At 61.7% G+C, this 24,633-nt stretch carries 21 protein-coding genes; 10 read left to right on the top strand and 11 right to left on the bottom strand.

Features of this window, described 5'->3' with window-relative positions; translation table 11 throughout:
* Positions 1-5: 5 nt before the first annotated feature.
* Positions 6-2,639, top strand: coding sequence for an excinuclease ABC subunit UvrA (locus JN524_RS02810; RefSeq protein ID WP_202368386.1), 2,634 nt, complete (start codon positions 6-8; stop codon positions 2,637-2,639).
* A gap of 364 nt (positions 2,640-3,003) precedes the next feature.
* Here JN524_RS02810 and JN524_RS02805 read toward each other — a convergent pair whose 3' ends face one another.
* Genes JN524_RS02805 through JN524_RS02780 form a run of 6 tightly spaced genes read right to left on the bottom strand, consistent with a single transcriptional unit; the run spans position 3,004 to position 8,431 of the window.
* Positions 3,004-4,947 (bottom strand): response regulator, encoded by a 1,944-nt coding sequence (locus JN524_RS02805; RefSeq protein ID WP_202368385.1) that lies wholly within the window; start codon positions 4,945-4,947, stop codon positions 3,004-3,006.
* Positions 4,937-5,812 carry a sensor histidine kinase gene (locus JN524_RS02800; protein ID WP_202368384.1) on the bottom strand — a complete coding sequence of 292 codons (876 nt, stop codon included), beginning with the start codon at positions 5,810-5,812 and terminating at the stop codon, positions 4,937-4,939. The genes JN524_RS02805 and JN524_RS02800 overlap by 11 nt, the downstream gene beginning before the upstream one ends.
* Positions 5,805-6,815 carry an ATP-binding protein gene (locus JN524_RS02795; RefSeq protein ID WP_202368575.1) on the bottom strand — a complete coding sequence of 337 codons (1,011 nt, stop codon included), beginning with the start codon at positions 6,813-6,815 and terminating at the stop codon, positions 5,805-5,807. Before JN524_RS02795 ends, JN524_RS02800 begins: the two co-directional genes overlap by 8 nt.
* Positions 6,812-7,216: an anti-sigma regulatory factor gene (locus JN524_RS02790; RefSeq protein ID WP_027613681.1), complete on the bottom strand. Its 405-nt coding sequence runs from the start codon at positions 7,214-7,216 to the stop codon at positions 6,812-6,814. The genes JN524_RS02795 and JN524_RS02790 overlap by 4 nt, the downstream gene beginning before the upstream one ends.
* Positions 7,213-7,575, bottom strand: coding sequence for an STAS domain-containing protein (locus JN524_RS02785; RefSeq protein ID WP_095136273.1), 363 nt, complete (start codon positions 7,573-7,575; stop codon positions 7,213-7,215). The genes JN524_RS02790 and JN524_RS02785 overlap by 4 nt, the downstream gene beginning before the upstream one ends.
* A 4-nt stretch (positions 7,576-7,579) precedes the next feature.
* Positions 7,580-8,431, bottom strand: a complete 852-nt coding sequence (locus tag JN524_RS02780) for an STAS domain-containing protein (RefSeq protein ID WP_095136271.1) — start codon at positions 8,429-8,431, stop codon at positions 7,580-7,582.
* A 250-nt stretch (positions 8,432-8,681) separates the two neighbouring features.
* Between JN524_RS02780 and JN524_RS02775 the strand changes: the two genes are divergently transcribed.
* Positions 8,682-8,951: a hypothetical protein gene (locus JN524_RS02775; protein ID WP_202368383.1), complete on the top strand. Its 270-nt coding sequence runs from the start codon at positions 8,682-8,684 to the stop codon at positions 8,949-8,951.
* Between the two features lie 62 nt (positions 8,952-9,013).
* Here JN524_RS02775 and JN524_RS02770 read toward each other — a convergent pair whose 3' ends face one another.
* The gene (locus JN524_RS02770; protein WP_097087254.1) at positions 9,014-9,535 is read right to left on the bottom strand and encodes a DUF4142 domain-containing protein; all 522 of its coding nucleotides are present in this window, start codon (positions 9,533-9,535) and stop codon (positions 9,014-9,016) included.
* A gap of 204 nt (positions 9,536-9,739) precedes the next feature.
* On the opposite strand from JN524_RS02770, the gene JN524_RS02765 reads away from it, so the two are divergent.
* Positions 9,740-9,982: a DUF465 domain-containing protein gene (locus JN524_RS02765; protein WP_027613686.1), complete on the top strand. Its 243-nt coding sequence runs from the start codon at positions 9,740-9,742 to the stop codon at positions 9,980-9,982.
* 108 nt (positions 9,983-10,090) lie between these two features.
* Entirely contained in the window at positions 10,091-10,255 is a 165-nt protein-coding gene (locus JN524_RS02760) for a hypothetical protein (protein WP_167734148.1), read from the top strand.
* A 133-nt stretch (positions 10,256-10,388) separates the two neighbouring features.
* Here the strand turns inward: JN524_RS02760 and JN524_RS02755 are convergent, their stop codons facing one another.
* The 4 genes from JN524_RS02755 to JN524_RS02740 form a co-directional block, all read right to left on the bottom strand.
* On the bottom strand, positions 10,389-11,459 hold the full coding sequence (locus tag JN524_RS02755) for an SMP-30/gluconolactonase/LRE family protein (RefSeq protein WP_202368382.1): 1,071 nt from the start codon (positions 11,457-11,459) through the stop codon (positions 10,389-10,391).
* The gene (locus JN524_RS02750; protein ID WP_202368381.1) at positions 11,456-12,601 is read right to left on the bottom strand and encodes an SRPBCC family protein; all 1,146 of its coding nucleotides are present in this window, start codon (positions 12,599-12,601) and stop codon (positions 11,456-11,458) included. Before JN524_RS02750 ends, JN524_RS02755 begins: the two co-directional genes overlap by 4 nt.
* A 112-nt stretch (positions 12,602-12,713) precedes the next feature.
* Positions 12,714-13,577, bottom strand: coding sequence for a LysR family transcriptional regulator (locus JN524_RS02745; RefSeq protein WP_202368380.1), 864 nt, complete (start codon positions 13,575-13,577; stop codon positions 12,714-12,716).
* Positions 13,578-13,947: 370 nt separating this feature from the next.
* Positions 13,948-15,666 carry a hydrogenase maturation protein gene (locus JN524_RS02740; protein WP_202368379.1) on the bottom strand — a complete coding sequence of 573 codons (1,719 nt, stop codon included), beginning with the start codon at positions 15,664-15,666 and terminating at the stop codon, positions 13,948-13,950.
* Between the two features lie 295 nt (positions 15,667-15,961).
* Here JN524_RS02740 and JN524_RS02735 point away from each other — a divergent pair, with 295 nt between their 5' ends.
* The 6 genes from JN524_RS02735 (at position 15,962) to JN524_RS02710 (ending at position 24,547) form a co-directional block, all read left to right on the top strand.
* Positions 15,962-16,471, top strand: a complete 510-nt coding sequence (locus JN524_RS02735) for a sigma-70 family RNA polymerase sigma factor (protein ID WP_135295930.1) — start codon at positions 15,962-15,964, stop codon at positions 16,469-16,471.
* Complete coding sequence (locus JN524_RS02730) at positions 16,468-17,430, top strand: FecR domain-containing protein (RefSeq protein ID WP_202368378.1); 963 nt, start codon at positions 16,468-16,470, stop codon at positions 17,428-17,430. The genes JN524_RS02735 and JN524_RS02730 overlap by 4 nt, the downstream gene beginning before the upstream one ends.
* A gap of 190 nt (positions 17,431-17,620) precedes the next feature.
* Positions 17,621-20,542 (top strand): TonB-dependent receptor, encoded by a 2,922-nt coding sequence (locus JN524_RS02725; protein WP_202368377.1) that lies wholly within the window; start codon positions 17,621-17,623, stop codon positions 20,540-20,542.
* Between the two features lie 269 nt (positions 20,543-20,811).
* The gene (locus JN524_RS02720) at positions 20,812-21,288 is read left to right on the top strand and encodes an MbcA/ParS/Xre antitoxin family protein (protein WP_202368376.1); all 477 of its coding nucleotides are present in this window, start codon (positions 20,812-20,814) and stop codon (positions 21,286-21,288) included.
* Positions 21,285-21,788, top strand: a complete 504-nt coding sequence (locus JN524_RS02715) for an RES family NAD+ phosphorylase (RefSeq protein WP_202368375.1) — start codon at positions 21,285-21,287, stop codon at positions 21,786-21,788. The genes JN524_RS02720 and JN524_RS02715 overlap by 4 nt, the downstream gene beginning before the upstream one ends.
* 116 nt (positions 21,789-21,904) lie before the next feature.
* Positions 21,905-24,547 carry a TonB-dependent receptor gene (locus JN524_RS02710; RefSeq protein ID WP_202368374.1) on the top strand — a complete coding sequence of 881 codons (2,643 nt, stop codon included), beginning with the start codon at positions 21,905-21,907 and terminating at the stop codon, positions 24,545-24,547.
* Positions 24,548-24,633 lie beyond the last annotated feature (86 nt).

Raw genomic sequence — 24,633 nt, 5'->3', positions numbered from 1 at the left:
GCCCAATGACTTCCAAGCGTAATTCCAAAGCACCCGCCGGCATGGTTCGGGTGCGTGGCGCCCGGGAACACAATCTGAAAAATGTCGACGTCGATATCCCTCGCGACGCGCTGGTGGTGTTCACCGGGGTTTCGGGTTCGGGCAAGTCGTCGCTTGCGTTTTCAACGTTGTACGCCGAAGCCCAGCGGCGTTATTTCGAGTCGGTCGCGCCGTATGCGCGGCGACTGATCGATCAGGTCGGGGTGCCGGATGTCGATTCCATCGAAGGCCTGCCACCCGCCGTGGCCCTGCAACAGCAGCGGGGTACGCCGAGCACGCGTTCGTCGGTGGGCAGCGTGACCACCTTGTCGAGCCTGATCCGCATGCTCTATTCCCGCGCCGGCAGTTATCCACCGGGGCAGCCGATGCTCTATGCCGAGGATTTTTCGCCGAACACCCCGCAAGGCGCGTGCCCGGAGTGCCACGGTCTGGGCCGGGTCTACGAGGTGACCGAGGCGCTGATGGTGCCCGATCCGAACCTGACCATCCGCCAACGCGCCGTGGCCTCCTGGCCGCTGGCGTGGCAGGGGCAGAACCTGCGCGACATCCTCGTGACCATGGGCATCGACGTCGATATCCCCTGGAAGAAACTGCCGAAAAAGCAGCGTGACTGGATTCTGTTCACCGAAGAAACCCCGACCGTGCCGGTGTACGCCGGGCTGACCCCGGAGGAAACCCGGGTCGCCCTCAAGCGCAAGATGGAACCGAGTTATCAGGGCACCTTCACCGGTGCCCGCCGCTACATCCTGCACACCTTTACCCACTCGCAAAGTGCGCTGATGAAGAAGCGCGTTTCGCAATTCATGCTCGGCAGCCCGTGCCCGTTGTGCGACGGCAAACGCCTGAAGCGTGAAGCGTTGTCGGTGACCTTTGCCGGTTACGACATCGGTGAACTGTCGCAGATGCCACTGCTGCAAGTGGCCGAAGTATTGAAACCCGTGGCTGCGGCGACCTATCTGCAGCAGGCCGAAGAAAGCGGCGAAACCCTCAGCCATGCGCAAACCCGCGAGGCGCGCCAGCAGCGCGTGGCCCACGGTGCCAGCGGCCACGCCAGTGCGCCGGACGTACGCCACACGCCAAACCTGTCGCTGGAAAAACGCCTGGCGGCGCAGCGGATTGCCGAGGACTTGCTGGAGCGGGTCAGCACCCTGACCGATCTGGGCCTCGGTTATCTGGCGCTGGAGCGCAGCACGCCGACGTTGTCCTCTGGCGAGCTGCAGCGCCTGCGCCTGGCGACGCAATTGGGCTCGCAACTGTTCGGCGTGATCTACGTGCTCGACGAGCCATCCGCCGGTCTGCATCCGGCCGATGGCGAGGCGCTGTTCGAAGCCTTGCAGCGCTTGAAGGCCGACGGCAACACGCTGTTTGTAGTCGAGCACGATCTGGAAACCATGCGCCGCGCCGACTGGCTGATCGACGTCGGCCCGGCGGCGGGTGAGAAGGGCGGACAGGTGTTGTACAGCGGACCTCCGGCCGGGCTGGCCGAGATCGACGAATCGCAGACCCGCGCTTATCTGTTTGCTGAAGAGCAGCGGCAGACCCGCACTGCGCGCAAGCCGACAGGGTGGCTGAAACTTGACGGGATCAGCCGCAATAACCTGCACAACCTCAGCGCTGAATTTCCCTTGGGCTGCTTCACCTCGGTGACCGGGGTTTCCGGTTCGGGCAAGTCGAGTCTGGTCAGTCAGGCGTTGCTCGAACTGGTCGGCGCGCAACTTGGGCGGCCACTGGTTGAGGACGAGCCGGAAGAGCTCAGCCTCGAAGACGATACGCCGCAGGCCAGCAGCGGTCAGGTGACGGCGGGGCTGGAGTCGATCAAACGTCTGGTGCAGGTCGATCAAAAGCCGATCGGCCGCACGCCACGTTCGAATCTGGCGACCTACACCGGGCTGTTCGACAACGTGCGCAAACTGTTCGCCGCCACACCCGAGGCGCGGGCGGCGGGGTATGACGCCGGGCAGTTTTCCTTCAACGTCGCCAAGGGGCGTTGCCCGACCTGCGAGGGTGAAGGTTTTGTCAGCGTCGAGTTGCTGTTCATGCCGAGCGTGTATGCGCCGTGCCCGACCTGTCATGGCGCGCGTTACAACCCGCAGACCCTGGCGATTGAGTGGCAAGGCTTGAGCATTGCGCAGGTGCTGCAACTGACCGTGGAAGAGGCGGTAGAAGTGTTCAACGAGCAGCCGGGGATTCGCCGTTCACTGGAGGTGCTGCGTGACATCGGCCTCGGTTATCTGCGGCTCGGCCAACCGGCCACCGAGTTGTCGGGCGGTGAGGCGCAACGGATCAAACTGGCCACTGAGCTGCAGCGCAATCAGCGCGGCGCGACCCTGTATGTGCTGGATGAACCGACTACCGGGCTGCATCCGCGGGACGTCGATCGGCTGCTGGAACAACTGGATACGCTGGTCACGGCCGGGCACACGGTGATCGTGGTGGAACATGAAATGCGCGTGGTGGCGCAGAGTGACTGGGTGATCGACATTGGCCCGGGGGCTGGTGATCAGGGCGGCAAAATCGTCGCCGCCGGCACGCCGCAGAAAGTTGCCGCGAGCAAGAAGAGCCGAACGGCACCGTTTCTGGCCAGGGCCTTGAACCAATAACCGCGGCGATCCCACTGGCCCCATCGCCAGCAGGCTAACTCCCACAGGTTTGCGGTGTGCACAAGACTAGTGATCAACAAAAACCTTGTGGGAGCTGGCTTGCCAGCGATAGCAGTATGTCAGGCAATGAGAGGCTGAATGTGCCGACGCCATCGCGGGCAAGCCCGCTCCCACAGGTTCTGCGGTGTGCAGAAGGCTGGTGATCACCACCGATCCCGTGTGGGAGCTGGCTTGCCAGCGATAGCGGTGTGTCAGGCAATGAGATGCTGCCTGAACCGACGCCATCGCGGGCAAGCCCGGCTCCCACAGGTTATCGGGTGTGTATAAACCTTGTGGGAGCGAGCCTGCTGGCGGTGGCGGTGTGTCAGGCGCCATCAAGCGTGCGGCGGACCTTGTCCAGCAGTTCGCTGATCTGGAAGGGTTTGACCAGCATTTCCATGCCACTGCCGAGAAACACCTGGCGATTGATCGCGGTCTCGGCATAACCGGTCATGAACAGAATCGGCAGGCTTTCACGCCAGCCCCGCGCCACGTCCGCCAGTTCCCGGCCGCTCATGCGCGGCAGGCCGACGTCGCTCAGCAGCAGGTCGATCGTCGGGTCATTCTGCAAGCGCTCCAGCGCGGTTTCGATATCCGCCGCCTGCGTGCAGCGGTAACCCGCGTCTTCCAGCACTTCGGTGACGAACATACGCACTGCCGGCATGTCCTCGACAATCAGGACATGCTCGCCGGCACCCTGCGGATCCACCTTCGGCGCCGGGATGTCGGCGCCGGTCGGGTCGTTCGTCGCCGGCAGCATGATGGTCACTTCGGTGCCACGCCGTGCCACGCTGCGGATATGTGCATCGCCACCGGACTGGCGGGCGAAGCCGTAGATGGTCGACAACCCCAGACCCGTACCCTGGCCCAGCGGTTTGGTGGTGAAGAACGGGTCGAACACCTTGTCGATCACACTGTGCTCGATACCGGTGCCGTCATCGCGCACCGACAGCGCGACATACGCACCATCGGCCATGTTCGGGTCGCCGTGGGAATACGCCGCATAGGTGTTGACCCAGATATTGCCGCCTCGGGGCAGCGCATCCCGGGCATTGATGACCAGATTCAGCACAGCGCTTTCCAGCTGTACCGGGTCGACCAGGGCAATCGCCGGTTTGTTGGTCAGTTCAAGCTTGAGGGTGATGCGTTCGCCGATGGTGCGCATCAGCAATTCTTCCAGCGAGCGCACCTGCTCATTGATGTCCACCGGCCGGGTATCCAGTGGCTGTTGGCGGGCGAAGGCCAGCAGACGATGAGTGAGGGACGCCGCACTCATCGCCGAATTCAGTGCGGCTTCGGCGTAGAACTGCACCTTGTCCGGACGCGCATCGGCCATGCGTTTCTGGATCAGTTCGAGGCTGGTGATGATCCCGGTCAGCAGATTGTTGAAATCGTGGGCAATGCCTCCGGTGAGCTTGCCCAGGGCGTCCATCTTCTGCACTTGCAGCAACTGCGATTCGGCACGCACCCGCTCGGCAACTTCCTTGGCCAGTTGTGTGGTGGTGTCGTCCAGCTGTGCCAGGTGCGAGCGCTCACGGTGGCGATGTTCGGTGACGTCTTCGACGAATACCAGGCTCAGTTGCGGTGTGCGGTATGGCGAAATCTGCCACTCGGTTTCGCGGATCTCGCCCTGTACGCGCATGTTCAACGTGCCTTTCCAGCGCTCGCCATCGACCAGCCGCAGGCGCAACTCGTTGAGGATCGCGCCCTGGTCTTGGTCAAAGCACTCGCTGAGAGTTTCCGGGGCACGGTTGTCCTGAATCATCTGCGCGAAGGCGTGGTTGCACTCGTGCACCTTCAGGTTGGCATCAAGCACGGCAATCGGCGCCGAGACATTGACGAAAATCTCGCGGAAGCGGGCCTCGCTCTCGCGCAGCGCGTTTTCGGTATCACGTACCCGCAGCAGAGTGCGCAGGGTCGCCAGCAATACGTCCGGGTCCACCGGGTGAATCAGGTAGGCGTCGGCCCCGGCGTTCAGGCCGGTGATGATGTCGCCGGTCTGGATCGACGCGGCAGACACGTGGATCACCGGCAGCAGCGCGGTGCGTGCATCAGCACGCAAGATACGCACGATGTCGAAGCCGCTCATGTCCGGCAGGTTGACGTCGAGGATCAGCGCATCGAGTGGCTCGCTCGCGATCAGAGCCAGGCCTTCGCTGCCGGTGCCGGCCTCCAGCACCTCGTAGTCATGGCGCTCCAGGCGCCGGCGCAAGGCGTAGCGGGTGGCGGCGTTGTCGTCGACGATCAATAGACGGATGTCACGTTTCATCGACGTTCTCCAAGGCGAGCGCCAGCGGAATGATCACGAAAAAGGTCGAGCCGACCCCCGGTGTGCTGTCCATCCCGACCTCGCCGCCGAGCAGGGCAGCGAAGCGCTTGCACAAGGACAAGCCAAGGCCGGTCCCACGCAGACGTTTCTGCAGCGGCGAGTCGACCTGGGAGAAGTCCTCGAACAATGCACCGTGCAGCTCCGGCGCGATACCGATACCGGTGTCGCTGACAGCAAAACGTACTTTGTCCGAGCCTTCCAGGCGCGCCGAAACCCGCACTTCACCGCGGGTGGTGAATTTCAGCGAGTTGGAAATGAAGTTGCGCAGAATCTGCCCGAGTTTTTTGTCGTCGGTGTACAGGCGTGGCAGGCCGACCGGCTCTTCGAAGATCAGGTCCACCGCCGATGCATCGACGATCGGCCGGAACATCCCGCGCAGGGCGGAGAACAGGTCGAACATGTCGAACCATGCCGGGGAAATAGTGATCCGCCCGGCTTCGATCTTCGCCAGATCGAGCAAGTCATCGACCATGTCGCTGAGTTCACGCGCGGCGCTGCTGACGAACGCCACCTGCTTGTGCTGCTCGGGGCTGAGCGGGCCGTCGAGCTCATCGGCCAGCAAGCTGTTGATGCTGAGGATCGAGCCGAGCGGTGTGCGGAACTCATGGCTCATGTACGACAGAAAGCGGCTTTTCAGGTCCGAAGCCTGCCTCAGTTCTTCCGCCTGGGTGTCGAGTTCGGCGTAGAGCGCCAGCACGCCCTGGTTGGTCTCGTCGAGTTCTGCGCGCAGGGCGGCGGTCTCGCTCTGCAATCGGGCGATCAGCGCAGCCTGTTCGGCGGCATTCAGGCTTGGCGACTCAGCCATGGGCGGCCTCCAGGGCAACGACCAGCACGGTTACATCGTCGCGCCCGCGACAGAAGTCACGGTGCAGGACGCTGGCTATCACGGCAGGATGGCGGTGCACCAGACCGGGGTAGTCTTGAAGATTCCAACGGGACTGCAGGCCGTCGCTGTACATGATCAATAGATGTCCGTTCACGTGAGCATAGTCAAAGGGCTGGGCTTTTCGGTATTGACCGCCGACGATGCCAGGGTGCGAGGCCAGCCCGCGCGACTTGTCGGCGGTGAGCAGGCTGGCGCCGATGTTGCCCACGCCAGTAAAGGTCAGCCCGTCGCGGGCGGCATTGAACTGGGCGAACGCGGCGGCGCCGCCACGGCTGCCGATCATGTCGCGGTGCATATCCTCCATCAGCAGCACCGGACTGGCGAACGGGGTCTGGGCGAACACCCGCTCGCCGGCCTTGGCCGCGCGTTCGGCATCCTCACCGTGGCCGAGGCCGTCGATGATCAGCGCACTGACATTCGCGCCGTTGTACGCCAGGTGCCAGGTATCGCCGCACGCTGGGTCGTTATGCAGCGAATGCTGGCTGACGCCGAAGCGCAAGTCCGGTTGGCGGTCGCCGCGCGGATACAAACGCGCCAGCAGCACCGCGCCACGGGCGTCGGCATGCACGTCGAAGACTTCGGTCTGACGCGCCACAGCGCCCAGTCCGATACCCTGGGTGCCACCGGTGGAAAAACCATCGGTCAGGCACGCGTCCAGATCAAAGCCCTGGGCGCGATCGACCGCGAGCATCTCGATGCCGAACCCGCCTGGGCGCGGCAGCAGCCGCAGATGAAATTCGCCGCGACCGGCATGCTTGAGCACGTTGCTGGCCAGTTCGGTGGCGACCAGCGCCACCCGCCCGGCATCGGTTGCATCAAAACCGTGTTGCTCGGCGAGCCGTTGCGCGGTGCGCCGGGCATGGCCGATCTGGCTGCTGTCTTCGATCAGCAGCACCTGGGTCAGTGACCCTGCGATATTCATGTCCATCGGGTGATCGTTATTCGCGTGCCCTTGCCCGGCGCGGTGTCCAGTTCGAACTCCTCGACCAGGCGTTTTGCCCCGGTCAGGCCCAGGCCCATACCGCTGCCGGAGGTCCAGCCGTCGGTCATCGCCAGTTTGATATCGGCAATACCGGGGCCTTCGTCACGGAACGTCAGGCGCAGACCGACCTTGTGATCTTCATCGAGAATCTGCCAGTCCATGTCGCCGCCGCCACCGTACACCATGGTGTTGCGGGCCAGCTCGCTGACCGCCGTGACCATTTTGGTCAGGTCGATAAGGCGCATCCCGCATTCGGTGGCGAGTTTGCGGGCGGTCTGGCGTGCGAGCACGACATCCTGCTCGATATGGATGGGTTGAGTACCGCTGCTGCGTACGGTCATTGCCGGTCTACTCGTTCCTGCAGCAGTTTCATCCCGCGCTCGACGTTCAGTGCGGTGCTGACACCCGGCAGGGTCAAACCGAGTTCGACCAGGGTGATCGCCACGGCGGGTTGCATGCCGACCAGCATGGTTTCGGCGTCCATGATTTTCGACAGCCCGGAGATGGTGCTGATCATCCGGCCAATGAACGAGTCGACCATGTCCAGCGCCGAGATATCGATCAGCACACCGCGAGCCGAAGTGTTGCTGATGCGCTCGGACAAGTCGTCCTGCAACGTGAGGGCGAGTTGGTCATGCATGTCGACCTGAATGGTCACCAGCAGGAACTTGCCCATTTGGAGAATCGGGATACGTTCCATCGGCTTAGACCGCTTTGCCGAGGCTGATGCCCAGGCGGGTGAGGGCAAGCTTCAGCGCGTCGGCCAGATTGGCCTTGGTCACCACGCCCTGCAGGTCGAGGCCCAGGTGGACGATGGTCTGAGCGATTTGCGGACGCACGCCGCTGATGATGCAATCGGCACCCATCAGACGAATCGCGGTCACGGTTTTCAGCAGGTGCTGCGCGACCAGGGTGTCGACGGTCGGTACGCCGGTGATGTCGATGATGGCGATTTCCGAACCGGTGTCGACGATGCGTTGCAGCAAGGACTCCATCACCACTTGGGTGCGTTGCGAATCGAGGGTGCCGATCATCGGCAGCGCCAGGACGCCGTCCCACAGTTTGACCACCGGCGTGGAGAGCTCCAGCAGTTCTTCCTGTTGGCGTTTGATCACCGCTTCACGCGACTTCTGGAAGGTGCGGATGGTGTGCATGCCGAAGGCGTCGAACAGTTCGGAAATTTCCCAGAGTTGTTCGGCGAGCAGCGCTGGCTGTTCTTTATAGTGCGCTTGCAGCAGGGCAAACAGCGGGCCCTTCAGGGCGAAGATGAAACTGGCAGTCTGTTGCGAATCCTGACCGAGCTGGGCACGGCTGTGGGAGAGCTTTTCGAGGAACTGGCGGGTGGCTTCCCAACCCGGCGCATTGATGTTGGTGCCGTTGTCATCCTGCAGACCATTGATCACCAGTTGCAGGAATTCGCTGGTCTGTTGTTGCAGGTCATGGTCTTTGAGATTGCGGGTGGCGCCGCTGGCTTCCAGGCCGTTGATCCATTCGCTCAGCAGTTGTGGTTGTTTGTTTTTCATCGCATCGAATGTGCTGTTCTGCAGTGCTGCCATGTTCCTGTTGCTCCGTAGCGTATTGGGGCCGGTTCTGTAAAAAGTGACCGGTGCGAAGTCAGTGACCTTTGCCGTTCGAAATAGTTGATCGGTTGCTCAGGGATACTTTTGATCCGGCGCAAGGAATGCCCCGATAACTCTAGTCGGCGCCCCTGAACTCAGCGATGTTTTGAACGTTGGCACCGTAGCGGCTTCGAATATACAAGGCTGGCGGGTTTGAGTCGCGCCGGTAGTGAAAAACGAGGTAGCCATGAACGAGCAAACCAAGCAACAACAGAACCAGGGTACAGAGCCGATCAACCGCAACGACCCGGCCATCGACCCGCAAGTGCCGGGACAGAGTCCGCCAACGCAACCCACGGGTGGCACCGAGCAGGCGCAGAGCGCCGATCCGGTGGTGGATCAAAAGAACAAACACACCGACAACGACAACGAGTTCAGCCCCGGTTTCGAACCTGAGCCCGATCGTCCGAAGCCCGGTGAAGAAACCGATGCCGACATCGATACTGACGGCGGTTGATCGCGCTGAAACGACAAAAGGCCGCATTTATCAATGCGGCCTTTTGCTATACAGCGCCCGGGTTACTTGCTCGGGTGCTTGGCTTGCAGCTCTTTGGCCGCGGTCAGGTGTTTTTCCAGCGCCGGGAGCATTTTCTGTGCAAAGGCCTTCAGTTCGGGGGCGCCTTTGACTTTGTCGTCGGTCACGGTGTTGGCTTCTTTCTTGAACAGCTCGATGGTTTCTTCGTGGGCCTTGACCTGGTTGTTGGCGTAGGCCGCGTCGAAGGACTCATCGCGCATGTCGAGGATCTTTTCCTTGGCCTGCTTGACCAGGGTGGTGGTGTCCGGGACCTCGATGTCATTGGCCTTGGCAATGCTGGCCAGCTCATCGTTGGCCTTGCTGTGGTCGGTGATCATCATGTTGGCGAACGCCTTGATGTCGGCCGACTGACTTTTTTCCAAGGCAAGGCGACTGGTCTCGATCTCCGCGATGCCACCGGCAGCGGCGTTGTCGACGAAGTCGTTCGAGGTGGCGGCGAAGGCACTGCCCATGCCGCTGCTCAGCGCGACAGCCAGAACGAGATGACGCAGGTTGAATCCGTCCATTGATGTATCTCCACACAGGTTTTTGTTGACGTTATGCAATGGAGGGAGCGCAGCGGAAAAAGGTTTGATCGCGTTTCCGACAGGGCGACGAACGGCCACCGCTGGTCTGACAGGTGGTCGACAGAACGGCCCGACCAAGGCCATTCTGATAACTGCCAGCGCAATCGGTCGCGTTGGTTGCCGATCAACTGACGGAGGTGTTCCATGCCGGTGACTCATGACCTGTATCAGGATTTGAAGCTAACGAAGGAAGAGGTCCAGCAAAAACGCACCGAGGATCCATTTCTGGATGCACTGATCAACAAGTATTCCCAGGCGGACGCCGAAGTAGTCAAGGCCGAGACGGCGACCTCGGATGCACCCAGCGATGACACCCTGAAGAAACTCAAAGAGAAACGCTTGCAGGTCAAAGACAAGATCGTCGCGCAGTTACAGGCTCGATCCTGACCGTCAGTCGCTTCACCGCTTCACAATGGTGAAATGACTGAACGCAGCCCCCGACCGGCACCTCGAATGTACAGAGTCTTCACTCAGCGACTCTTTGCGAGGTGCCCCATGAACAAACCCAGATTCCCCAGTGAAGAGCAGGGCGGTTTCGACCCGGTGCCCACGCATCCGGAACCCAACAGCCCGGCACACACCACCACTTTTCCCGAAGAGCCGGATGAGGATCTTCCTGAAGACGAAGATCCGGACAAGTTCGACAGATCGGGCAACTGATAGTCCGCTATCGCTGGCAAGCCAGCTCCCACAAAATTTTGGGTGAGCCGACAGATAACGGATACCCGCAAATCCCTGTGGGAGCTGGCTTGCCAGCGATGGCGTCAGTCATTCCAGCACACATCCAGCGGACTCACTTCAATGCATCAGCCAACGGCAACCGCGCCATGTGCGTAGCCTTCAGCGACCCCAGATACAACCAGTCCCCATACTCGCGCGCTGTGGTGATCGGCGAGTAATTGCCGCTGCTGGCGTCCTGCAGATTGGCGATCACCTTGCCCTGAAGATCCAGCCCCAGGACGAACCCGCGTTTCTCCACCGGTTTTGGCAGCACCGTCAGCGCGCGCACGATCATCTTGCGCACCAGCGGATGCCCGGCGGTGCCATCGAGCAAGGCACTGCGCGGCGCGTACAGCGCAACCCAGAAGCGGTTGCTGCCATTGAACGCGAGGTTGTCCGGCAGGCCGGGCAGGTTGTCGATGAACAGGTCATGGGTGCCGGCCTTGGGCCCCGTCAGCCAGTAACGACTGATGCGGTAGGCGCCGGTTTCGTTGACCAGCACATAAGCGTCATCCGGGCCGAGGGTCACGCCGTTGGCAAACTGCAGTTTGTCCAGCAGCACGCTGGTCTTGCCGGTCTGGAAGTCATAGCGCAGCAGGCGACCGTCAGCGCCATGTTCAATGATCGCCTCACCGTCATGGCCGTAGCCCCAACGGCTGCTGGCATCGCTGAAATAGGCGTAGTGCCCGGACTTGTCGATCGCCACATCGTCGGTAAAACCGAAAGGCAGGCCATTGGCCTCGGTGGTCAGCGGAATCAACTGACCCTGGGCATCGAGCGAGAGCAAACCCTTGACCCCGTCGGCGATCACCAGCAAACCGTTGGGATGCCGCGCCAGGCCCAGCGGCCGGCCACCAGTGTCGCTCAGCACCTTGCGCTCCTTGCCATCGAGGCTGGTGCGGATCAGTCGCCCGTCATGCAGGCCAGTGATCAGGTAATCGCCCTCCAGCAGCAGTGCTTCGGGGCCGTCGATGTTGCTCGGGCCAACCTGTTCGACGGCCTTGAGCCGCTGGTTTTCCGCGTAGACCCCTTCGTTCAGTGACGGCGCCGCTGGCGGTTTCCACGCCACCGGCTGCACCTTGGTCGGCATCAGCAGCAGAAACGCGATGACGAGGATCACCAGCAATAACAGCAGACGCTTCATGAAAGGTGCCCCATCAGCGTCAGGTGCCTGAGCGCCATGTCGCGCAGGGCCTGCATCGAGGTCGCCGATTCACGTTCGATGCGGCGCTTGAGCAGCAGCAGATTGGCCAGGCGCATGCCAAGGCCATCGAACCGGTAATCCAGGGTGCGCACGAACCGCGTGCCGTCGTCTTGCGCCGCGCACTCGTAGGTCAACAGCAGCGACAAACCATGATCGCCCCGCGCCCGGGCGCACCAGCGGCGGCCGGGCAGATACTCGGTGACCTCCCAGCGCAAATGGCCGGCGCGCCCGCCGGCATGAATGTCTTCTTCGAAACGCGCGCCGGCATGCAGCGGGCCTTGCGGACCGTCGATTTTCAGCGACGAGGGGTGCCACTCGGGCCAGTGGTTGACGCTGGCGGCGTAGCGAAGCACGGCGATCGGTTCGCCGGCGATATCGATCTGGTGCTGCATGCGGGTCATGGGCGATCTCGAATAGCGCAACGGGGCGGGTTGCGGCTCCCAGTACAGGGTGCCGAACAGGTAGTCCATCAGCGGGAAAACGATATTGAAATTACGCTCCTGCATGCATTCGCGACGATGGTGCAGTTCGTGCAGATGACGCATCTGGCGGATCCATGGCAAGCGGGTCAGCAGGTTGTGCGGTGGCAGATGCTCGCAAGCGTGAAACACCTCGTAGGTCAGATAACCCAGGACCATGCAGCCGCCGAACAGCCCGGCGACATTGGCGTTGAACTGCGCGAGCAGCCACCACAGCGGCAGGGTGAAAACCAGTGTATGCACGACGATCAGCCAGGCCGGAAACAGAATCACCCGCCAGTCGCGGGCGCCGTCATACGTCATGTGGCCGGGGGTGAAAAAGCTGTGATGGTCGCCGGCATGCCGCGCATAGAACAGCTTGGCGAAGGTCTTTTTGTGGTGGCCGAGATGGCGATGGACCATGTACACGCCAAAGTTGAACAACAGCAGGGTCAGCGGCACGCTCAGCCATTCCAGCGGCTGCACCTGATGCGCGCTGCTCCAGAAAGCGCCGATCGCGAGTACGCCGAACAGCAGCACGAAGGCGCCGTGCAACCACGGGTTGTACAGCGGATGAATGGCCGCACGGTAGCGGCTGCGGAATGCCTCGGTGGTCTGCCTCACTGCGTTCACCTGCGGGTATTGTTGTTATACCCGGCAGATTAGCCGATTCGGTCGTTTGTGCAGGCCGCACCTTGGCGGCACTTGCGCCATGCTCCGGTGTAAAGCGGCCGACTCAGCTCAACGGGTTCCAGCGTTGCGACCAGTCGTCATCGGTGGCGATCACCTGGCGCAGCAGATCGAACGCCTGTTGCAGCGTCGCCGAGTCGCGCTCGCGGGCGTACACCAGATAGGTTGGATAACCGAATTCCGGGGCTTTGCTCACCGCTTCCAGTGCGCCGCTTTCCAGATAGCTGCGCACCACACGGGTACGGAAGTAGCCGCTACCGCCATGTTCGAGGATGTATTGCAGGGCCAGCGGGCCGAGGTTGAAACTCAGCGCAGCTTTGGCCTTGTCCGGCAGGGCGGCGTCGTGCTGACGACGGAAATCCGGCCCCCAGTCGATGTAGACGTAGGGATCCGGACGGTTCGGTGCACGCACCAGAATCAGTTTTTCTTCCAGCACCTGCTCGACCTGCAGGCCGGGCCAGTATTCCGGCTGATAGACGAGCGCAGCATCGAGCACGCCGAGTTCGAGTTGGCGCAACAGGTTTTCACCGTCGCGGATTTCCATGCGCAGGGCGTGGCCGGGGATCTTTTCGCGCAGTTCGGCGGCCCAGCTGAGCATCAACGGGTTGCACAGGCTGACTTCGCCGCCGATGTGCAGCACGTTGTGATAGCCGTCCAGCAACGGCAGGTCGCGCCGCGCGGCTTCCCAGGTCTGCACCAGTTGATTGGCGTAGACCACGAAGGCCTCGCCATTGGCGGTCAGCTTTGCCCCGGCGCGGTTGCGCACGAACAGCGTACTGCCCAGCTGACTTTCGAGTTTCTGCACCCGGGCGGTGATCGCCGTCTGCGTGACGAACAACTTCTGCGCCGCCGCCGCGAGGCTGCCGTGGCGAACGATTTCCAGAAAGGTGCGGGCGAGGTCGATGTCCATGGGCGGGCCGATGTCTGAGGTGCGGGCATTGTAAAGGCAAAAGCCCCTCACCCTAACCCTCTCCCGGAGGGAGAGGGGACTGATTGGGGGATATTGAAGAAGTACACCGACTTGAGCGATCAGCGTTGAATCCATAATCGGCCGAGATATTCCAGGTCGATGCGGGGCGCCAGACACTTTGGTCAGTTTCCTCTCCCTTGGGAGAGGGGGCTGATTGGGGGATATTGAAGAAATACACCGACTTGAGCGATCAGCGTTGAATCCATAATCGACCGAGATATTTCAGGTCGATGCGGGGCGCCAGACACTTTGGTCAGTTCCCTCTCCCTTGGGAGAGGGCCAGGGTGAGGGGAAGGCAGTCACCGCAAAATCAACTGGCCAACTCGGTCGAACGCACCCGCGCCCAGTCTTCCACCAATCGCGCCGGTGTGCCGCAGGCTTTGCGCTTGTAGACGAAGTTACTGCACTTCTCGGCAAACTGGTTGCGGTTGTAGACCATGTCTTCCTGCATTTCCTGCAGCTCGTTTTCCCGGCATTGCTCGATCAGCACCTGATCCACGCGCAACTTGCGTTCACGCACGGCAGCGTAGGTCGGATCGTTCAGCGTTGCGTTGGCCCGCTGCAGCAGCCACAGCGAAAACTCATCCGGGCAGCGCGGGCCGATTTCCTGGACCATGCCCAGTTGCAGCGCCTGCGTGGCACTGACCGGCAGGCAGGCCTGGGTCAGTTGCTCGGCCATCGCCGGGCCGACGGCGCGGGGCAGGCTGTAGGTCCAGTATTCCGAGCCATACAGGCCCATGCTTTTGTAATGCGGATTGAGCACGATGTCGGCACGGGCAAACACGATGTCGGCAGCCAGCGCCAGCATCACGCCGCCTGCCCCGGCATTGCCGGTCACGCCGCTGACCACCAGTTGCCGCGCGCTGAGCAGTTCGGCGCAGACATCGTCGATCGCCTGAATATTCGCCCAGGCTTCAGCACCCGGGTCCTGCGCCGCTTGGATCACATTCAGGTGCACACCGTTGGAAAAGCTGCCGCGTCCGCCCTTGATCAGCAGCACCCGAGTGTCACGGGACTTGGCCCAGCGCAGCGCTTCAACCATGCGCTGACACTGTTCGGTGCTCATCGCGCCGTTGTAGAACTCGAACGTCAGTTCCCCGACATGCCCGGATTCGCGGTAGCGGATCGGCTGATACGCCTCGTCGTTGAACGGCTCGCTGGCGATCGACCAGTCGAGGGTCGGCACGCCGTCCAGTTGCCCGGCCAGCACATGCCGCGCCGGTTGCTTGAAGGTCTCTTCGCCGGGCAGTGGTTTGCGCCGCAGCGAGCCGATCCACAGGCTGTGATCGCCGGTCGCGACCAGCACCGCGTCGTCATGCACGGCGAGGATCTGGCCGGGAATGCCGGTGCGCTGATCAAGGTGCGCGTCGTACACGTAATACTGCCCGCCGGCCAGACTCGCCAGGACCCCGGGCTGGCCGTCCGCGGCGTCGATGCAGCGTTTGATGAAGCGCGAGCAGTCGTGCCAGCTGAAGGTGCGGTCATCCTGCTTCATGTTCGGCTGCAAGCGGCCGCGTACTTTGGGGTCGGTGTAATCCAGCGCCACCGGTTGCACGCCGTCGATGAATTTCTCGACCACTTCGCGAATGCAGCGAATCGCCGCATCGCTGACCCGACCGTTGTACAGCTCGGACTTGCGCAAACCCGACGGCAGATTGAATTCGCAGGTGGCCCACACTGGGCCGGCGTCCATTTCTTCCACCGCTTGCAGGGCGGTCACGCCCCAGCGCGTCAGTTCGTTGGTGATCGCCCAGTCCAGGGCGCTGGCGCCACGATCGCCGACGATGCCCGGGTGAATGATCACCACCGGGCGCCGCGCATTGCTCCACAGTGCATGCGGCACACGATCCTTGAGGAACGGGCAGATCACCAGATCGGCGCCGCTGTGTTCGATCTGTTCGCACACCGACGCCTCGTCGGTGAACACCACGACGCTGGGCGAGTGCCCGGCCTGACGCAGTTCCAGCCAGGCGCGTTGAGTCAGGCCGTTGAAGGCCGATGACAGCAGAATAATCTTCAGTGATCGCATGGTTTTCTTCCTTGAAGGGATAGCCGCGGGCTCCCGGTGAGCCGTCCTTGGCGCTCGATGGAGCGCGCAGATTAGTCAGTGCTTGCGCGCTGGCAACTGATCGGGGTCAACGTTGTGTCAGTCAATATTTCTGCAGCGACGGAACGCCTTATTCTCAAAGGTTTGATTGTCCTGATTTTTAATTACTTCAAATGTACGCATCGCTATTGCACAGTCGCGCCTGATCAAGAGCCGGACGATCCCGGCAGAACGATGGTTTTTCGCAGCGGGTGGGACCCGTTTCAGGGAGCAAGGCATGGGGGATGTTCAAAACCCGCATTACCGGATGATTGGGCAAATGTTCCAAAAGGACTATCGCTGGCTGTGCGCTGCCGTTGGCCGCACACTGGGTTGCCCGCACAGCGCACAGGACATCGCCTCGGAAACCTTTTTACGGGTGCTGGCCTTGCCGGACCCGAGCGCGATTCGCGAACCCAGGGCGCTGCTGACCACCATCGCCCGGCGGTTGGTCTATGAAGGCTGGCGCCGCCAGGACCTGGAACGTGCTTATCTGGAAAGCTTGGCGCTGGCGCCGGAACCGGTGCATCCATCACCGGAAGAACGCGCGTTGGTGATCGAGGCGTTACTGGCGGTCGATCGCTTGCTCAATGGCTTGTCGGCCAAGGCCAAAGCCGCGTTTCTCTACCATCAGCTCGACGGTTTGACCTACAGCGAAATCGGCGAACGGCTCGGGGTTTCCACCAGTCGGGTGCAGCAATACATGGTCGAGGCGTTCAAACGCTGCTATCAGGCGATGCAGGCATGAGGCCGGACGAGGCGGTGATCGATGAAGCGGCGCAGTGGATGGCGCTGTTGCAGTCCGGCGAGGCCAGCGCTGGCGAGCGTGCGGCGTTCGAAGTGTGGCGCGCGGCTGATCCGCGCCATCAGCGGATCATTGAACAAATGGGCGGCGGCCTTAACCTGCTGCGCAGCCCGACCTTGCGCGGGCTGTCGCGCAACAGTCTGCTGCACAGCCTGAATGCGCCGTCGAGCCGGCGGCGCTTTGTCAGTGGCAGCTTGAGCGTGCTCGGCATCGCTGTGCTGGCCGGTCTGCTCGGGCGCCGCTATGGCTGGCTGCCGGAAGCGGGGGAGTTGGCGACCGGCACCGGCGAGCGGCGCGATTTCACTCTCGAGGATGGCAGTGCGCTGAGTCTGAATGCGCGGACGCGGGTGGTGGCGCAATTCGATGCGACTCAACGCTTGTTGGCGTTGCGCTCGGGTGAGTTGCTGGTGGATGTGGCCAGGGATCCTGCGCGGCCGTTTGTGGTCGCGACCGAACACGGGCGGATGCGGGCGCTAGGGACGAAATTTCTGGTGCAACAGGGCGACGATGCTACGCGGCTGGTGATGCTGCACTCGCAGGTCGAAGTGATCACCGCCGGCGGTGCGCGGCAGGTGGTGGAGGCGGGGGAGAGTCTGCTGTTCAACGCTCAGGACATTCTGGCTCTGGAACGCAGCACCGGCCAGGAAAGTGCCTGGGTGCAAGGTCGACTGGAAGTGCGCGACCGACCGCTGAGCGAAGTGATCGACAACCTGCGCCGCTATCGCCGGGGCATTCTGCACCTGAGTCCCGAGGTGGCCGATCTGCGCCTGAGCGGCCTCTATCCGCTCGATGACAGTGACCGCACCCTGCAACTGCTGGAGCGCTCGCTGCCGATCCGCGTCACCTGGCACAACCCTTACTGGGTCAGCATCGAACCCTCAATTCCACCTAACACCCTGTAGGAGCTGCCGCAGGCTGCGATCTTTTGATCTTTAAAAGCGAAAATCAAAAGATCGCAGCCTTCGGCAGCTCCTACATGATGTGTGTGGAGTCCGGTTATAGGTTTATGACTTCTTGGCCTAATCGCCGCCCTATAAAAAGCGCCGGCCCGCTGCTCATTCCCTGCAGACGCCTTCAACAGGGAAGCCCTTGATGATTTCATTCAAACAACAATTACCGCGCCTGACCCTAGCCGCCGCATTGGCGATGGGGCTGGGGCCGATCGCGGTGTATGCGCAGGATTCTGCGGCCCAGGTCTACACCTTCGACATCGCCAGCGGCCCGCTCGACGAGGTCTTGCTGGACATCTCACGCCAGACCGGCGTACCGATTTCCTTCAGCCAGAATCTGGTGCAAGGCAAACGCAGCAGTGCCGTGCGCGGAGCGTTGGGCGGGCGTCAGGCCGTCGAGAAGGCCTTGCTCGGCAGCGGCCTGCAAGTCGAGCAAAGTGCCCAGGGCCTGAGCGTGCGCGAAGGCGCAGCGAGCACGCCAGTGGCGGCCAAAGTCGGTGCCGTGGCCCCGGCCACAAGCGCCGATTACCGCATGGAAAAAGTCACCGTCACCGGCTCGCGAATTGCCCGCGCGCAAAGCGATGGCGCGACCCCGGTCAACGTCATCACCCACGAAGAGATGGAAGCGCGCGGCTACAAGAACGTCTATGACGCCCTGGCGACGCAGACGCAAAACACCGGCATGACCCAAGGCGAGGACTACGGCAACACCTGGCAACCGGCAGCCAGTGCGATCAACCTGCGTGGCCTCGGCCCCAACCACACGCTGGTGCTGATCAACGGCCGGCGCGTCGCCGATTACCCGACGCCCTATGACGGCAAGGTCAACTTCACTAACCTGGCGAACATTCCCTCGGCGGTCATCGAACGCATCGAAATCCTCAGCAGCGGCGCCTCGGCGATCTACGGTTCGGACGCGATTGCCGGGGTGGTCAATATCATCCTCAAGAAGCAGATCAATGGCGTCGACGTCAATCTCAAGGGCGGCACCAGCGAGCGTGGCGGTGGCGACAATAAACGCCTGCAAATCAGCGGTGGCGGCAGTTGGGGCGACTTCGACGGCCTGTTCGGTCTGGAGCTGACCAACCGCGATCCGATCTGGGCCGACGATCGCGGCTTCATGCAGAGCGGCCCGCTGGCGGATGTCGGTTACCGTCGCGACCTGAGCAACAACCGCTACCTCGGCCCCGGTTGCGGCGCCTATCAAGGCACCTTCGACAACAAGCTGTTGAACAACGCTGGCCGTTGCCGCACCGATCAGATGTACAACGATTACTGGACCATTCAGACGCAAAAGGAAAACTACGACGGCTACACCCGCGGCACCTGGCACTTCAGCGACAGCGGTCAGGTGTTTGCCGACTTGATGTATGGCCTTGATCACATCCAGAACAACACCCGTGGCCCGACCTTCACTTCACCGGATTTCATCAACCAGAACAGCGGCAATCTCGAGCGCTGGTATCGGCGTTACGGTGAAGAGGAAATTGGTGGCCGTACCAGCAACAACAGCAAGTGGACCGACACTTCGTGGACCGGCACCCTCGGCCTCTCGGACAAGATCGCCGACACCGGCTGGAGCTATGATCTGGCCGCCAACCGCTCGGAATATCGCAGTGTTCGCACCACGCGCTACACGCCGCTGTCATCGATTCAGGATTTCTACCTCGGCCCGCAATTGGGCGTGAGTGGCGGTTATCCGGTATTCGCCCCGGACGCCTCGCGCCTCGATCGCCCGCTGACGCCACAAGAGTGGGAGCAGTTTCGCAGCAACCTGACCCAGCGCAGCAAGTCGGTTTCCACCAGCTACAACGCCTCGATCAATGGCGACTTGTTTGACCTGCCGGCCGGCCCGGTCGGATTCGCCGGCGTGCTGGAAGCGGGCAAGCAGGAATATCGCGTCGACCCGGATGACGCTCTGAATAACGGTACCTTTTATGGCGTGAGCCCGGCGCAAAGCTCCGGTGGTTCGCGCAAGCGCTACGCGGCGGGTGGCGAGTTCAGCATTCCGGTCACCGATACCGTGCTGGCCACCGCCGCCGGGCGTTGGGATCAGTACAAATTCAGCGGTCGCAGCGAGCAGCAGAAGACCTACAACCTGGGCCTGGAGTGGCGCCCGATCACCAGCCTGTTGCTGCGTGGCAGTTACGGCACCAGTTTCCGCGCGCCGGATCTGAATTACATCTACCAGTCCGACAGCAACGGTTACTACCCGGCGCAGATCGACTACTACGGTTGCAGCCAGGGCGTGCAGGGCGCGTGTGATCGTGGGCGGGTCGACTACACCCAGAGCGGCACCCCGGATCTTGAGTCCGAACGCGGCAAGTCCTGGACCTATGGGTTTGTCTGGTCGCCGTCGCGCAATTTCGATTTCTCCACCGATTTCTGGCGTGTAGAGATCGACGACCTGCTGACCACCGTCGACGAAAACCGCCTGTTGCAGCAAGAGAATGAATGCCGCAACGGCACCCAGGACATCAACTCGGCCAACTGCCAGTCGACCCTGGCGCGCATCGATCGCAACCCGGGCAATGCCGCGATTGATCCCAATCAGTTGCAGCGAGTGCGGGTCAATGCGATCAACGCCGCCAGCGAGCGGGTCAGTGGTCTGGACTTCAAGAGCAACATCCGCTGGGGCGCCGGCCAGTACGGCGCGTTCAGTTCGGCGCTGGGCTATACCCTGGTGCTTTCGCATTTCTATAAAGAGTCGGACGAGGCGCCGACCCAGGACTGGCGCACATCGCGGACCAATTACGACTGGCGCAGCAAGGTCAACGCCAGTTTGACCTGGGATTACCAGAAGGCCACGGCGACGCTGATGGGCATTCGTTACGGCTCCGTGACCAACGGCGCGGGTGACGGGCGTCTCTCGCCATGGACGGTGTTCAACGCCAGCGCCCGCTACAAACTCAACGTCCGCGCCAGCGTCGGCCTGACCGTGAACAACGTGCTCAACCAGATCAAGCACGATGACTCGGCTGGCTGGCCGTATTACCCGACCGGCAACTACGACCCGTACGGGCGGCAGTGGTGGCTGGATGTGAGTTATCACTTCGGCAGTTGAGCACACGGTATGCGTGAGTAACGTCCTACGGAAACGGGAGATTTTTTCGCAGAAACGGGGATATTTCCGACGACATTCTCAGGTTGGTCGTCGGAAGCGCGATCTATAGCATCGGAGCTGACATTGAAGTCGTAAACGGCTTGGACGCTCAGGCCTCTGATAACGGATGGATTATGCGAACTCCCCACCTCGAATACGAAACGCCTGCTTATTCCCAACGCCTTCAATGGCGCACCGATCGTGCCAGATGCCTCATGGAGGATGTCGCGATGCCCAGCGTCAAGGTACCCCGGCTTACGGGGGTGAAGAGGGCCGAGGGCAGACCTGTCGACTTGCTCGTCCATGGCCGGAACATAGGCGACGACGCCTTTCTGATTGTTGACCTGACCGACGAAGGTTTTGAGCTGAACGATGTCGTCAACATGCTTTCAACCTCCGAGCTTTATCTGCAAGGCGATATGGTCAAACGCATCACCGGCAAGTCGGTCAGCACCGTACGGCGATTACTGAAGGAAGGTAAAACGGTACGGCTTGACCCTCAGCAGAGCGTCGTTGCCTACCAATATGCGTTGGTACTGGAAAAGGCCATTCGCGCCTTCGGACGCCAGTCACGGGCCGAGGAATGGCTGCGCAAACCCAGCACCTACCTGAACGGACGCGTACCCGCGGAGTTTATCCGGCATTCACTGGGGTTTCAGATGGTGGAGCAGTATCTGGGGCAGCTGATATACGGGGTTTACACATGAATCCCTTGCCCTGGGACGAGCAGTGGTATGCCTGGCGGCTGGACCCCGAGATTTACGGCGGGACGTGGGACAGCGGGATGGGTTCGAATCTCAATGGTGGCCGATGGAACATACCTGGGCGGCGAGTCGTTTATGCATCAGTCGATCCGTCGTCGGCCATTCTGGAGGTGGCAGCCAATCACAGCTTTGATGCGCTGGACCGTGAACCTTATGTGCTCACGTGTTTTGAGGTCGTCAGCGAAGCAAAAGTGAAAATCGTCCAGCCGGAGGATGTGCCGAATCCATATTGGTTGAGCCCCGCCAAGCCTTCCCCCAATCAACAACTGTTCGCCGAGGCGTTATTGGCAGAGCATCCGTTTGTACTGATCCCCTCGGCGGCAACCCGGCACTCGTGGAATCTGCTGGTGAGCTGCGAATTGGCGGAGGGGCAGTTCAGGATGGTTTCCCAGGAGCGGTTCGGGCTGGATACAAGATTGCTGAGGGAGATGGAACTGGCTTGATTTACACCGGCCATTTTTTGCATAACCTCATCACCCAACGGTCTAAATCGGGCTCTATAAAACGCTGATGTCCATTGCACATCCCTGCATAAACCAAAACGCAGGGATGGCTGTTCATGATCCATTTTTCACCCGTTAGATCCCGTTTGAGCCTGGCCTTGCTGCTGGCGATCAATACCTTGCCGGCAGTCGCTGCCGACGAGCCAACAACCCAATTGCAACGGGTCGAAGTCACCGGCACGGCGATTCGCCGGGTCGATGCGGAAACAGCGGTGCCGGTCACCATTCTGCGAGTTGAAGAATTGCGCGAGCAGGGGGTGAGCACCACGGAAGAACTGGTCAGCCGGATTTCCGCCAACCAGTCCTCGGTCGGCTCCGGTCGTTCGGTGGGTTCGAGCAGCGGCGGGGCGTCGTATGCCGACTTGCGCGGCATCGGCCCGAACAAGACGCTGGTACTGCTCAATGGCCGGCGGCTGAGTAACAACGCGACCAATGCGATCAACGGTTCCGGGGTTGACCTGAACACCATTCCGTTCGCCGCCATTGATCGCGTCGAAGTCCTGCGTGACGGCGCTTCGGCGTTATACGGCACCGATGCGATCGGCGGGGTGATCAACTTCATCACCAAGACCAGTCTCACCGAAGGCCAACTCAGCACCAACTACGACACGCCGACCCATGCCGGCGGTGGGGAAAGTCGTAACTTCAGCGGCAGCTGGGGTTTTGGCGATTTGCAGGATGACCGTTTCAACGTGTTCGGCGTGGTCAGTCATGACAAGCAGCAACGACTGGCTGCCGAGGATCGCGGCTACACCTACAACTATCAGCCGGGACGCGGCCTCGATTACACCTCCGGCACCGCATCGCCGGCCAACTGGAGTCAGGGCAGCAACGCCACCAACCCGCTGGCCGGTACCGGCTGCAACGCCCCAGGCCTGCTGGCGCGCAATGGCATCTGCCGCCAGAGCCTGTGGAACTACCTCGATCTGGTGCCGGAAACCGAGAAGACCTCGGCTTTCGCCAAAGCCACCGGCAAGCTCGCGGATGATCACAACGTCAGCCTCGAATACTTCTGGGCACGTAACGAAAACCGCACGCAGATCGGCCCCGGTACGCTGATGGGCAATCAGGTCAATCCCGGCACGACGTTCTATCCCGGTAACGGCATTACCCCCGGCCCCAACGGCTTCGCCCTCGACCCGACGCAACCGGTGGATGTGAACTGGCGCGAAACCGCCGTCGGCGCGCGCCAGCATGAAGACGACAACACCGGCCAGCGTTTGCTGTTGAGCTTCGACGGCAGCGTGGTGGGTTGGGACTACAACGTCGGTGCATCGTACAACCAGAACAAAGTGGTCAATGCCATCGAGGCCGGTTACGTCAACGACCGCGCCGTCAGCGCCGGTATTGCCAACGGCATCATCAACCCGTTTGGCGCGCAGACCGCCGCCGGACAGGCGCTGCTGGCAGCCAATGCGGTGGACGGCGATTACTCGACGGCGGTCGGGCGGGTCAAGGCGATAGACGGGCGTGTCAGTCGTGAGATCGGTGACTGGTTCGGCGCTGGTCCTTCGGCACTGGCGCTGGGTGGCGAATACCGCAAGGAAGATTTCCATCAGGACTTCGCCCAGTTCGCTGCCGATGTGCAGAGCCTGGGTGTCGACCCGAATGCCAGCGTCGCCGGGGATCGCAGCGTCTCGGCGCAGTACGCCGAGGTCAACGTGCCGGTGCTCGATAGCCTGGAATTGTCCGCCGCCGTGCGCCACGACAAGTACAGCGACTTCGGCAGCACCACCAACCCGAAATACTCGTTCCGCTTCCAGCCGTTCAAGCAACTGGTGGTGCGCGGCGCCTACAGCGAGGGCTTCCGCGCACCGTCGTTGTACGAGTTGTACAACCCCAATTTCACCACCTTCACTGTCGCCAACTACAACGACCCACGGCTGTGCGCCGGTGGCAATCCGAGCAACGGCGGGATCGCCAACCGCGACTGCGCCCAGCAGTTTTACAGCCGCACCGGTGGCAACACCGACCTCAGTCCGGAAACCGCGCGCAACGTCACCCTCGGTTTCGTCTATCAACCATTCGAGCGCCTGAGCACCGGGCTGGATTTCTGGTGGATCAACATCGCCAACCAGATCGCCGAATTCCCGGAATCGGCGGTGTTCGAAAACCCGCAGCTGTATCCGGATCGTCTGGTGCGCAAGCCGGACGGCTCCATTGATCACATCGTTACCGGCCTGGCCAACCTCGGCAAGATCAAGACCAATGGCGTCGACGTCAGTTTCGACTACCGCTTGCCGAGCACCCCGTACGGCAACTTCGGCATTGGCCTGCAAGGCACCTATGTCAGCCGTTACGAGTACCAGCAGCAGCTCAAGGGCGACTACATCGACAAGCTCGGAGATTTCCGTGGTGGCGATTTTTCCTCGGCCGGCGCCGTGGCCCGCTGGCGCCACAGCCTGACCGGCAGCTGGAACTACGGCCCCTACGGTGTGGCACTGACCAACCGCTACACCAGCGGCTACCACGACTCCGACCGCGAGACCCACGATTACGTCGGCTCGTACAACGTCTGGGATCTGGCCGGCACCTACACCTGGCGTAAAACCCTGAGCGTGACCCTCGGCGCGAAGAACCTGTTCGACCGCGAGCCGCCGTTCAGCAACCAGACCTACACCTTCCAGAGCGGCTACGACCCGAAATACGGCGACCCGTTCGGGCGGACGTTGTACACGCGGGTCAATTACAAGTTTTGACCCGCTCTGTGTACTGACCCGCTCTGTGTAGGAGCTGCCGAAGGCTGCGATCTTTTGACGTTAAAGATCAACAGATCGCAGCCTGC

This window comes from Pseudomonas sp. MWU318, from assembly GCF_016756945.1.
Classification (GTDB): Bacteria; Pseudomonadota; Gammaproteobacteria; order Pseudomonadales; family Pseudomonadaceae; genus Aquipseudomonas; species Aquipseudomonas putida_A.
The sequence above is the reverse complement of the archived record's forward strand: the minus strand, read 5'-3'. Positions and strand labels throughout refer to the sequence as shown.

Bases quoted from the DNA above. Each gene is read 5' to 3' on its own strand.
- JN524_RS02810 (WP_202368386.1), top strand. From the start codon at position 6: ATGACTTCCAAGCGTAATTCCAAAGCACCCGCCGGCATGGTTCGGGTG.
- JN524_RS02805 (WP_202368385.1), bottom strand. From the start codon at position 4,947: ATGAAACGTGACATCCGTCTATTGATCGTCGACGACAACGCCGCCACC.
- JN524_RS02800 (WP_202368384.1), bottom strand. From the start codon at position 5,812: ATGGCTGAGTCGCCAAGCCTGAATGCCGCCGAACAGGCTGCGCTGATC.
- JN524_RS02795 (WP_202368575.1), bottom strand. From the start codon at position 6,815: ATGAATATCGCAGGGTCACTGACCCAGGTGCTGCTGATCGAAGACAGC.
- JN524_RS02790 (WP_027613681.1), bottom strand. From the start codon at position 7,216: ATGACCGTACGCAGCAGCGGTACTCAACCCATCCATATCGAGCAGGAT.
- JN524_RS02785 (WP_095136273.1), bottom strand. From the start codon at position 7,575: ATGGAACGTATCCCGATTCTCCAAATGGGCAAGTTCCTGCTGGTGACC.
- JN524_RS02780 (WP_095136271.1), bottom strand. From the start codon at position 8,431: ATGGCAGCACTGCAGAACAGCACATTCGATGCGATGAAAAACAAACAA.
- JN524_RS02775 (WP_202368383.1), top strand. From the start codon at position 8,682: ATGAACGAGCAAACCAAGCAACAACAGAACCAGGGTACAGAGCCGATC.
- JN524_RS02770 (WP_097087254.1), bottom strand. From the start codon at position 9,535: ATGGACGGATTCAACCTGCGTCATCTCGTTCTGGCTGTCGCGCTGAGC.
- JN524_RS02765 (WP_027613686.1), top strand. From the start codon at position 9,740: ATGCCGGTGACTCATGACCTGTATCAGGATTTGAAGCTAACGAAGGAA.
- JN524_RS02760 (WP_167734148.1), top strand. From the start codon at position 10,091: ATGAACAAACCCAGATTCCCCAGTGAAGAGCAGGGCGGTTTCGACCCG.
- JN524_RS02755 (WP_202368382.1), bottom strand. From the start codon at position 11,459: ATGAAGCGTCTGCTGTTATTGCTGGTGATCCTCGTCATCGCGTTTCTG.
- JN524_RS02745 (WP_202368380.1), bottom strand. From the start codon at position 13,577: ATGGACATCGACCTCGCCCGCACCTTTCTGGAAATCGTTCGCCACGGC.
- JN524_RS02740 (WP_202368379.1), bottom strand. From the start codon at position 15,666: ATGCGATCACTGAAGATTATTCTGCTGTCATCGGCCTTCAACGGCCTG.
- JN524_RS02735 (WP_135295930.1), top strand. From the start codon at position 15,962: ATGGGGGATGTTCAAAACCCGCATTACCGGATGATTGGGCAAATGTTC.
- JN524_RS02730 (WP_202368378.1), top strand. From the start codon at position 16,468: ATGAGGCCGGACGAGGCGGTGATCGATGAAGCGGCGCAGTGGATGGCG.
- JN524_RS02725 (WP_202368377.1), top strand. From the start codon at position 17,621: ATGATTTCATTCAAACAACAATTACCGCGCCTGACCCTAGCCGCCGCA.
- JN524_RS02720 (WP_202368376.1), top strand. From the start codon at position 20,812: ATGCCCAGCGTCAAGGTACCCCGGCTTACGGGGGTGAAGAGGGCCGAG.
- JN524_RS02715 (WP_202368375.1), top strand. From the start codon at position 21,285: ATGAATCCCTTGCCCTGGGACGAGCAGTGGTATGCCTGGCGGCTGGAC.
- JN524_RS02710 (WP_202368374.1), top strand. From the start codon at position 21,905: ATGATCCATTTTTCACCCGTTAGATCCCGTTTGAGCCTGGCCTTGCTG.